Below are 10,087 nucleotides of genomic sequence, written 5' to 3' on the forward strand. Positions count from 1 at the left end.
GACCCGGAAGGATCCGCATCCAGCGGGACGACCGGGTCTCCCGCCCCCCGTACCGTTCCTGGTGTGACCGATACCCGGACCTCCGAGACGAGCCGCAGCCCCGAGCTCCACCTGGTGCAGGTGGCGCTCGGCGGGCTGCGCGAAGAACTCTTCCACGACGCCTTCGCCTACCGGCCGCTGCCGCGCATGGACGTGGACAGCGGGCCGACCAGGTTCCTGCCGAAGCGGATACGCGTCTACGCGGGGTTGCTCCCGCATGCTTTCGTCGCGTTCTGCGCGGTGATCGTCTTCGCGCTGGGATACGACCGGATCTACTACGGCTTCGGTGTGACGGCGCTGGTGGCCACCTGTGCGCCGGCCGTGATCGTGCTGCTCACACTGGTCCGGCCGGTCCTCGCCTTCTGGGCGTCGCTCGGCGCGGCACCGTTCGTCGGGTACCTCGGTGGCTTCGGGGGTGGTTGGCCGTGGTCGGCGGCCTGCCTGGTCGGGCATCTGGTGGTCCTGGCGGTGGTAGCGGCCCGCATGCGGCCCCGTACCGCCGTGTGGATGTGGCTGGTGACGGCCGGGTACTGCCTCTTCGCCGAGATGTTCCTCGGCAGGGGGGTCAGCTCGGACTCGATCCCGCTGCTCTTCGTCTCGGCCCTCGTCCTGCTCACCGTCTCGATGATCCAGGTCCGGCGTCAGGCGGATCTGGAGGTCACCGCGCAGCAGACCGTCACCGCGCAGGAGATCTCCAAGCGGACGGTCCTGGAGGAGCGGACGACGATCGCCCGCGAGCTGCACGACGTCGTCGCCCACCACATGTCGGTGGTCGCCATCCAGGCGGAGGCCGCGCCCTACCGGGTCGAGAACCCGCCGCCGGAGCTGGAGCAGGCGTTCCTCACCATCCGCGAGAACGCCGTCGCCGCGCTCACCGAGCTGCGCCGCATCCTCGGGGTCGTGCGGGCGGAGGACTACGAGGCGCCCGACGCCCCGCAGCCGACCCTCGGCGACCTGGACGTACTGATCCGCAATGTCACCGAGGCCGGTCTCGACGTCGAGAAGACGGTGACCGGCGCCGTACGGGAGCTGCCGCAGGGCGTGGAGCTGTCCGCGTACCGGATCGTCCAGGAAGCCCTGTCGAACGTGCTGCGGCACGCGCCGGGCGCGGCGGCGAAGGTCGAGGTCAGCTATGTCCTCGGCGGCCTGGGCCTGCGGATCGCCAACGGCCCCGCGCGCGGTCTGGTGAAGCCCTCGCCGGGCGCCGGGCACGGCATCACCGGCATGCGGGAGCGGGTGACGATGCTGGGTGGGGAGATGACGGCCGAGGCGACCGAGGACGGTGGCTACGAGGTGACCGCCTTCGTCCCCGTGAGCCGCGAGGAGGCCGAGCAGTGATCCGTGTACTGATCGTCGACGACCAGATGATGGTCCGCGAGGGCTTCTCGGTGCTGCTGGGCGCGATGCCCGACATCGAGGTCGTCGGGGAGGCCGTCAACGGCCGGGAGGCGATCGCGCAGGTCGCCGCCCTCCACCCCGACGTGGTCCTCATGGACATCCGGATGCCCGAGCTGAACGGCATCGACGCCACCCGGGAGATCGTCGCCGCCGACGCGGACGCGAAGGTGCTGGTCCTGACCACGTTCGACCTGGACGAGTACGTGTACCAGGCGCTGCGCGCCGGGGCCTCCGGCTTCCTCCTCAAGGACGCCTCGGCCCGGCAGCTCGCCGACGGGGTGCGGGTGGTCGCGGCCGGCGAGGCGCTGCTCGCGCCGACCGTCACCAGGCGGCTCATCACCGAGTTCGCGAAGGCGCCGGGGAGCACGCCGCGCCCGCCGGCGATGGCGCAGATCGGGGAGCTGACCGAGCGGGAGACGGAGGTCCTCGTCCTGATCGCGCAGGGCCTGTCGAACGCCGAGATCGCCGAGCACCTCGTCGTCGCCGAGTCCACGATCAAGACCCATGTGAGCCGGATCCTGGTGAAGCTCGGCCTGCGCGACCGCACGCAGGCGGCGGTCTTCGCGTACGAGGCGGGTCTGGTGCGGGTCGGCGGCTGAACGGCCGGCGGGCCCGCTGCCGGGCCCGGCAGCCAGGACTGCTGCCAGGACCGCTGCCGGGCTCGCCGCGGGGCGAGTACAGGAGCGGTGTCGGCGATCGGCGCGGGTAGCGTCCGCTCATGGACGCTGCCTACGACCCCTGGTCGCCCGAGTTCGTCGCCGATCCCTACCCCGCCTACGCGGAGCTGCGCGCCGCCGGCCGCGCCCACTGGTACGCGCCGACGCGGCAGTGGCTGATCCCGCACTACGAGGACGTGTCGGCGCTTCTGCGGGACCGGCGGCTGGGCCGGACGTACACCCACCGCTTCACGCACGAGGAGTTCGGCCGGGAGGCCCCGGACGCCGCGTACGAGCCGTTCCACACGCTCAACGACCACGGGCTGCTCGATCTGGAGGGGGCCGACCACAGCCGGATCCGGCGGCTCGTCTCGAAGGCGTTCACGCCGAGGACGGTGGAGGACCTGGCCCCGACGGTACGGCGGCTGGCCGCCGGGCTCGTGGCGGATCTGGTCGCGGCGGGCGGCGGGGACCTGCAGTCCGCGGTCGCCGAACCCCTGCCGGTCGCGGTGATCGCGGAGATGCTGGGCGTCCCGGAGGACGACGAGGAGCGGGGCAGGCTGCGGCCCTGGTCGGCGGCGATCTGCGGGATGTTCGAGCTGAACCCCTCGCAGGAGACGGCCCGGCGGGCGGTCGAGGCGTCGATCGAGTTCTCCGACTACCTGCGGGAGCTGATCGCGCGGCGGCGGAGGGAACCGGGCACGGACCTGGTCTCGTCCCTGATCGCGGTCGAGGAGCTGACGGAGCAGGAGATGATCTCGACCTGCGTACTCCTCCTGAACGCGGGCCACGAGGCCACCGTGAACACCACCGTCAACGGCTGGTGGACGCTGCTTCGGGAGGGCGTCCGTCCGGATCCCGAAAAGTTGTCCACAGCTGTGGAAGAACTTCTGCGGTACGACACCCCGCTCCAGATGTTCGAGCGCTGGGTCCTCGACGACATCGACCTCGGCGGCCAGGTGATCCCGCGCGGCTCCGAGGTCGCCCTGCTCTTCGGCTCCGCCAACCGCGACCCCGCCCGCTTCGGCCCCACCGCCGACACCCTCGACCTCGACCGGGCCGACAACCCCCACATCACCTTCGGCGCCGGCATCCACTACTGCCTCGGCGCCCCCCTCGCCCGCCTCGAACTCACCGCCGTCTTCGGTGAGCTGCTGAGGCAGGCGCCGGGCCTGCGGCTCGCGGCCGAGCCGGCGCGGAAGCCCGGGTACGTCATCCGGGGCTTCGAGGAGCTGCTCGTCGAGGTGTGAACCCGGACCTCAGCCCGCCAGGTCCCGGCGGCGCAGCCCCGCAAGGCCGGCGGCGGTCAGCGCCGCCGCCAGTGCCGTGAGGGCCAGGACCGGGGTCCAGGCCATGTCCTGGCCCGGGAGCTTCGGCAGGTGGCCGAAGGGGGACAGGTCGAGGACGGCCTGCGGCAGGTCGAGCGCCGGCCCGATCCAGCCGAGGGCCAGGCAGAGCCCGGCGATGCCCCAGGCGGCGGCCGCGGCCCTTGGGGCGGCGCCCCAGAGCAGGACCGCCAGGCCCGCGAGGGTCCACACCGCGGGGAGCTGCACGAGCGAGGCGCCCAGGACGGGGCCGGGGTCGTGCCCGTACGAGAGGGCCAGGCCGAGGCCGCCGAGGACGAGGATCAGGGCGGAGCCGCCGAAGGCGATCACGAGGTGGCCGGCGGCCCAGCGAACCCGGCCGAGGGCGCAGCCGAGGAGCGGTTCGGCCCGGCCCGAGGTCTCCTCGCCGTGCGGCCGCAGCACCGAGCCGACCGCGAACAGCGCCGCGACCATCCCGAAGAGGGAGACCATGGTGGCGAGGAAGGCGTCGGTGAGCGCGCTCTGCCCGCCCATCCGCTCGAAGATCTCCCGGGCCCGCTCGTTGTCGCCGACGATGTCCGCCGCGCCCTCGACCATCCCGCCGAAGACGAGCCCGCCGAGCAGGAAGCCGAGCGACCAGCCGAGGAGCGAGCCGCGCTGGAGCCGCCAGGCGAGCGCGCCCGCCGTGCCGAGCCGTCCCTCCGCCGGTCCGGGCCGGGTCGCCAGGAAGCCGCCGCCGACGTCGCGGCGGCCGGCCAGCGCGTACGCCGCCGCCGTCTGGAGCAGGACGGCCCCGGCGATCAGGAGCAGCACCCACCAGCGTTCGCCGGCGAAGGCGCGGACGTTCTCGCTCCAGCCGATGGGCGAGAGCCAGGTGAGGACGGAGTCCCCGTCGCTCGTACCGGCGTCGCCGGCCGCCCGCAGGACGAACGCGAGGCCGAGGGCGGCCGCGACCATGCCCTTGGCCAGGCGGGCGCTCTCCGTCAGCTGGGCGGCGAGCGCGGCCGTGGTCGCGAAGACCATGCCGGTGGCGCCGATCGCCAGGCCGAGGGCGAGTGCCCCCGCCGCGCCCTGCCCGGCGAGGCCGGCGGTGACGAGCAGGGCGACGGCGGTGTTGACGGTGAGGGCGGCGAGGAGCGCTGCGGTGAGCGGGGCCCGGCGGCCGACCGCCCCGGCGGAGAGCATCTCCTGACGGCCCGTCTCCTCCTCCTCGCGGGTGTGCCTGACGACCACGATCAGGCTCGCGACGGCGGCGAGTACGGCGGCGAAGGTGCCGAACCGCCAGGCCACGAGGCCGCCGAGGGAGTCGTCGAAGACCGGTCCGTAGAGCGAGCGCATCGAGCTGTTCGCCGTCATGGAGGCGGCGACCTCGGCCCGCTCGGCGGGCGTGCCGTAGAGCCCTTCGAGCGAACCGGTGCCGCTCGCGACCATGCCTCCGGTGACGAGCGCCCAGACGGGGATCATCAGCCGGTCGCGGCGCAGGGCGAGCCGGGTGAGGGTTCCGGTGCCGGCGAGGCTCATGACGCGGCCTCGGCCGCGTAGTGCCGGAGGAAGAGCTCCTCCAGGGTGGGCGGGGTGCAAGTGAGGCTCCGTACGCCCGACGCGGTCAGGGAGCGCAGGACGGCGTCGAGTTTGTCCGTGTCGACCTGGAGTCCGACCCGCAGGCCCGTGACGGTGAGGTCGTGGACGCCGGGGAGGTGGGCGAGTCCGTTCGGCGGCGCGGCGAGTTCGGCGGTGACGCTGGTACGGGTCAGGTGCCGCAGTTCCGTGAGGGAACCGGACTCGACGGTCCGGCCCTTGCGGACGATGCTGACCCGGTCGCAGAGCGTCTCGACCTCGCTGAGGATGTGGCTCGACAGGAGGACGGTCCGGCCCCGGTCGCGGGCCTCCTCGACGCAGCCGCGGAAGACCTCCTCCATCAGCGGGTCGAGGCCGCTGGTCGGTTCGTCGAGGACGAGCAGGTCGACGTCGGCGGCGAAGGCGGCGACGAGGGCGACCTTCTGCCGGTTGCCCTTGGAGTAGGTGCGGCCCTTCTTGGTGGGGTCGAGCTCGAAGCGCTCGACGAGCTCCGCGCGCCGGGCCTTGTCGAGGGGCGCGCCCCGCAGCCGGCCGTACAGGTCGATGACCTCGCCGCCGGAGAGGTTGCGCCAGAGGGTCACGTCCCCGGGGACGTACGCGATCCGCCGGTGCAGCTCGACGGCGTCCTCCCAGGGGTCCCTGCCGAGCACCCGGGCGCCGCCGGAGCCGGCCCGCAGCAGGCCCAGGAGGACCCGGATGGTGGTGGACTTCCCGGCGCCGTTGGGGCCGAGGAAGCCGTGGACCTCGCCGGTCTCGACGGCGAGGTCGAGGCCGTCGAGCGCCTGGGTGCGCCCGAAGGACTTGTGCAGTCCGACGACGCTGATTGCCTTCGCCATGATTCTGAACGTACGGTAGTTTCACAAACTTGTGAAGTTAAGGAAGCGTATAAAGTCGGGGGATGGGTGAGAGCGAGATGACGACGAGCACCGACGGGACCGGCGGGACCGGCGAAGAGGCGGTCTCCCGCTTCGTCGAGCGCTTCGCGGCCGAGATGACCGCCGCCGGCATGCAGCGCATGGCGAGCCGCGTCTTCGCGGCCCTCCTCGCCTCCGAGACCGCCTCCATGACCTCGGCCGAACTCGCCGAACGCCTCCGGATCAGCCCGGCCGCCGTCTCCGGCGCGATCGGCTACCTCACCCAGGTCGGCATGGTCAGCCGCGAACGCGACCCCGGCACCCGCCGCGACCGCTACGTCCTCCACAACGAGCTCTGGTACGAGACCTTCACCCGCCGCGACCAGGTCCTGGTCCGCTGGGAGAAGGTCCTGAAGGAGGGCGCGGAGACCCTGGGCCCCGACAGCGCGGCCGGCCGCCGCACGACGGAGACGGCGGAGTTCTTCGCCTTCCTGCACGGCGAGATGTCCGGAATCATGGACCGCTGGCGCGTCCACAAGGAGGCTCAGGGAGCCGGGACCCCCGAAGCCTCCTGAGGCGGCGCGAGCCGCTCCAGGTACTCCCGCGCCGCCGGATCACCCGGTCGCAGCTCCTCGTACGGACCGGCGGGCCACACCGGCCGCCCCTCGATCCAGGGGACCACCGGCTCGCCGCGGTCGGTGCCGTCCGGCCGGCCCCGCAGCTCCACCGGACCGGACGGGGCCGAGGGCAGCCCCTTGCGGGGGTCCTTCAGCGTGCCCGGCGGGTACAGCCGGAGCACCGCCTCCGGCAGGTCCTCCGGCCCACCGCCGTGCGGGAAGAGGACGAGGACCGGAGCACCGCCGACCGGGTCGAACAGCAGGGTGTACCGCTTCGGTACGGGCCCGGGGGCCTGCGCGGACCGGGCGAGCAGCCGGGCGGCGGCGCGGCCGGAGGCGAGGAAGCGCCGGCCTGTGTGCAGGAAGAGGCCCACGCCGAACGCGATGACGGCGTACGCCACGACGGCGGGGTAGTCCTGCGGACGGCCCAGCATCAACAGGCCGGTCACGACGGGGACCGGCGAGATCAGCAGCCGCGGCAGGCCCGCCACGTGCCGCAGCGAGCGCACCCGCCACCACGGCACGGCCCGCACGTCCGCCTCGCGGCGCGCGCGGCCGGTCCCGGGCAGGGCCTGCCGCCGGGCGGCGGCGGCGAGGACCGCGTACGTCAGGGGATGACGGTCCTGGGCTTCGGTACGGGCCTGGGTACCGGCTTCGGTACGGGCCCCGGTGTCGCTGTCGCCCTCGCCCTCGGGGAATCCGATGCGTGAGCCCCGCGGCTGGACGGGCGTCGGCCGGTCGAACAGCCCCTCGGCCGCCGCGAGCCCGATGGTCCGGTTCCGGGTGTGGTAGCCCCGTACCGCCCGCGCCCAGATCAGCTCCTCGCCGCCGGGCGGGGCGATCACGCCGCCGCGGTCCGGGTCGCCGCACCACCACAGGACGGCGTCGGGACCCGGCAGCACCCGCTCGTACCGCTGCTTCGTCGCCGCCATCGTGAGCGGCCACGCCTGTCCGCCGACCCGGTCGCCCAGGACGATCGAAGGGGGCACCATGCCACCGCGGACGACGGCCACGGCGGGGTGGGCCGACCACGGTCCCGCCGCCAGCGCCCGCCGCATCCGCCCGGCGCTCCGCAAAGCGCTGAGGGCGATGCCCAGCACGATCAGACCCGTGGTGCCGAGGCCGGCGGCCACGTCCGACGCCCAGGAGGCGTCGACGGGCAGGAGGACGAAGACGAGGCCGAGGCCCACGAGGGCCGCTCCCGCGCCCGTGCCCCGCACCGCCTGCCTCCGGTAGCGCCCGAGCCCCCGCCGGGTCGCCTCCCGGTCCAGCGCGCACTCCACCACGAACCCCCCGTTGCCCCGCGTGATCACGTACCCCTCGGGGAGGCTAGACCGCTCCCGCCTCCCGGGGAAGCGTCAGCCCCCAGGCCCCTGCCCGGACCGTCCACTCCCGCCGCCGCACCGGCCCCGAGACCGTGGCGTCGGCGCGGTAGCGGAAGTCGGGTCCGGTCACCCTCAGGGTCTGGGCGGTGGCGTGCACGGGCGGGGCGCCGGCCGGGGCGAGGGTCAGGGCGGCCGAGCCGCCCAGGGCGCGCACGGTCAGGCCCTCCAGCAGGGTGTCCACGTCGCTGAGCAGCACTCCGTCCGCCTCCACCCGCAGCCGGTGGGCCCGCGCCATGACCGGCGCGGGCGCCGGGCGGGCCAGGGTGCGGACCAGGGAGCGGCAGGTGTCCCAGACGGTGGGCGCCGCCGCGGCGAGCAGGTGGGAGGCCGGGACGTCCAGGCGCTGCAGGACGACCCCGCCGCTGTCGTCCACGAGCAGGTCCAGGCGGCGCGCCACACCGTCCAGGACCGTCCGGGCGGCCGCCACGGTGCCCGGCGGCACGCCGAGCGCGCGAGCGACCTGGAGCCGGTCGGGAGCGCCGATCGGGACGAGCGCGAGGGGCGCGTGGGAGGGGGCGCGGTCCCGGTGGAGCAGGGTCACCGCACGCAGCAGCGCACGGTCGTCGCCGAGCACCACGGGGCGCCTGGAACCGCGCCGTGCCAGGGCACGGGAGAATTCCTCCGGGCCGTCCGGCAGGCAGATCTTCGCCTCCGCGCCCGCGGACAGGACATCCTTCGCGATCCGTACGGACTCGCCGTCACATCGGCGGGCGACCGGGTCGACGATGACCAGCAGCTGGTCGTGATCCGACACCTCGGTCCTTCCTCGGGTAGCATCTTTGTGCAAGAGCCCCTTGCGCTATTGCGCCAGGGGCTTCGTCTATTCCGGGGCACACCGGTGAGGCGGCGTATGCCCCCTGACCTTGGACATGCCCCACCCGGAAGGGGTGTACGCCTGTGCCCGCACTTGTGCTGCTCGGTGCTCAGTGGGGTGACGAGGGCAAGGGAAAGGCCACCGACCTCCTCGGTGGATCCGTTGATTATGTAGTGCGCTACCAGGGCGGCAACAACGCCGGCCACACCGTCGTCGTCGGCGACCAGAAGTACGCGCTGCATCTTCTCCCTTCCGGAATCCTCTCGCCGGGGTGTACCCCGGTGATCGGAAACGGAGTCGTCGTCGACCCGGCGGTCCTGCTCTCCGAGCTGAGCGGGCTCAACGAGCGTGGCGTCGACACGTCGAAGCTCCTGATCAGCGGTAACGCTCACCTGATCACTCCGTACAACGTCACCCTCGACAAGGTGACGGAACGGTTCCTCGGCAAGCGCAAGATCGGCACCACGGGTCGCGGCATCGGCCCGACCTACGCCGACAAGATCAACCGCGTCGGCATCCGGGTCCAGGACCTGTACGACGAGTCGATCCTCGTCCAGAAGGTCGAGGCGGCGCTGGAGGGCAAGAACCAGCTGCTCGCCAAGCTCTACAACCGCCGCTCGATCGACGCCGCCCAGATCGTCGAGGAGATGCTCCAGTACGCGGAGCAGATCAAGCCGTTCGTCGCGGACACCACCCTGATCCTCAACAACGCGCTCGACGAGGACAAGGTCGTCCTGTTCGAGGGCGGCCAGGGCACCCTCCTGGACGTGGACCACGGCACGTACCCCTTCGTCACCTCCTCGAACCCGACCGCGGGCGGCGCCTGCACCGGCGCCGGCGTGGGCCCGACGAAGATCAGCCGGGTCATCGGCATCCTCAAGGCGTACACGACCCGTGTCGGCGCCGGCCCGTTCCCGACGGAGCTGTTCGACGCGGACGGCGAGGCCCTGCGCCGCATCGGCGGCGAGCGCGGTGTCACCACCGGCCGTGACCGTCGCTGCGGCTGGTTCGACGCGGTCATCGCCCGCTACGCCACCCGCGTCAACGGCCTGACCGACTTCTTCCTCACCAAGCTGGACGTGCTGACCGGCTGGGAGGAGATCCCGGTCTGCGTCGCGTACGAGATCGACGGCAAGCGCGTCGAGGAGCTGCCCTACTCGCAGACCGACTTCCACCACGCGAAGCCGATCTACGAAATGCTGCCGGGCTGGTCCGAGGACATCACCAAGGCCAAGACCTTCGCCGACCTGCCGAAGAACGCGCAGGCGTACGTGAAGGCCCTGGAGGAGATGTCGGGTGCGCCGATCTCCGCGATCGGCGTCGGCCCCGGCCGCACCGAGACGATCGAGATCAACTCGTTCCTGTAGGACACGCCTCACGCCCCACGCATCGTGCTCCCGCCCCCGGATCGCTCCGGGGACGGGAGCACGCTGTCGTTCGGG

At 73.0% G+C, this 10,087-nt stretch carries 9 protein-coding genes; 5 read left to right on the plus strand and 4 right to left on the minus strand.

Features of this window, described 5'->3' with window-relative positions; genetic code table 11:
• Positions 1-63 precede the first annotated feature (63 nt).
• The 3 genes from ACFVZH_RS39225 to ACFVZH_RS39235 all read left to right on the plus strand — a co-directional run bounded on the left by ACFVZH_RS39225 (position 64) and on the right by ACFVZH_RS39235 (position 3,343).
• Positions 64-1,377: a sensor histidine kinase gene (locus ACFVZH_RS39225; protein ID WP_384905280.1), complete on the plus strand. Its 1,314-nt coding sequence runs from the start codon at positions 64-66 to the stop codon at positions 1,375-1,377.
• A complete protein-coding gene (locus ACFVZH_RS39230; protein WP_384905282.1) occupies positions 1,374-2,036 on the plus strand; it encodes a response regulator in 663 nt (220 codons plus the stop codon). The genes ACFVZH_RS39225 and ACFVZH_RS39230 overlap by 4 nt, the downstream gene beginning before the upstream one ends.
• Before the next feature lie 119 nt (positions 2,037-2,155).
• A complete protein-coding gene (locus ACFVZH_RS39235) occupies positions 2,156-3,343 on the plus strand; it encodes a cytochrome P450 (protein WP_384905284.1) in 1,188 nt (395 codons plus the stop codon).
• Positions 3,344-3,352: 9 nt separating this feature from the next.
• On the opposite strand, the gene ACFVZH_RS39240 is transcribed toward ACFVZH_RS39235, so the two are convergent.
• Both ACFVZH_RS39240 and ACFVZH_RS39245 read right to left on the minus strand, forming a co-directional pair.
• Entirely contained in the window at positions 3,353-4,918 is a 1,566-nt protein-coding gene (locus ACFVZH_RS39240; RefSeq protein ID WP_384905286.1) for an ABC transporter permease, read from the minus strand.
• Positions 4,915-5,811 carry an ATP-binding cassette domain-containing protein gene (locus ACFVZH_RS39245; protein WP_384905288.1) on the minus strand — a complete coding sequence of 299 codons (897 nt, stop codon included), beginning with the start codon at positions 5,809-5,811 and terminating at the stop codon, positions 4,915-4,917. The genes ACFVZH_RS39240 and ACFVZH_RS39245 overlap by 4 nt, the downstream gene beginning before the upstream one ends.
• Before the next feature lie 62 nt (positions 5,812-5,873).
• On the opposite strand from ACFVZH_RS39245, the gene ACFVZH_RS39250 reads away from it, so the two are divergent.
• The gene (locus tag ACFVZH_RS39250; protein WP_384905290.1) at positions 5,874-6,404 is read left to right on the plus strand and encodes a GbsR/MarR family transcriptional regulator; all 531 of its coding nucleotides are present in this window, start codon (positions 5,874-5,876) and stop codon (positions 6,402-6,404) included.
• Here the strand turns inward: ACFVZH_RS39250 and ACFVZH_RS39255 are convergent.
• Both ACFVZH_RS39255 and ACFVZH_RS39260 read right to left on the minus strand, forming a co-directional pair.
• The gene (locus ACFVZH_RS39255) at positions 6,374-7,759 is read right to left on the minus strand and encodes a hypothetical protein (RefSeq protein WP_384905292.1); all 1,386 of its coding nucleotides are present in this window, start codon (positions 7,757-7,759) and stop codon (positions 6,374-6,376) included. The genes ACFVZH_RS39250 and ACFVZH_RS39255 overlap by 31 nt on opposite strands.
• A gap of 16 nt (positions 7,760-7,775) precedes the next feature.
• Positions 7,776-8,585, minus strand: coding sequence for a diacylglycerol kinase (locus ACFVZH_RS39260; RefSeq protein WP_384905294.1), 810 nt, complete (start codon positions 8,583-8,585; stop codon positions 7,776-7,778).
• Between the two features lie 143 nt (positions 8,586-8,728).
• On the opposite strand from ACFVZH_RS39260, the gene ACFVZH_RS39265 reads away from it, so the two are divergent.
• Positions 8,729-10,012: an adenylosuccinate synthase gene (locus tag ACFVZH_RS39265; protein WP_384905296.1), complete on the plus strand. Its 1,284-nt coding sequence runs from the start codon at positions 8,729-8,731 to the stop codon at positions 10,010-10,012.
• Positions 10,013-10,087: the final 75 nt, after the last annotated feature.

This window comes from Streptomyces sp. NPDC059534 (assembly GCF_042743475.1).
GTDB lineage: Bacteria > Actinomycetota > Actinomycetes > Streptomycetales > Streptomycetaceae > Streptomyces.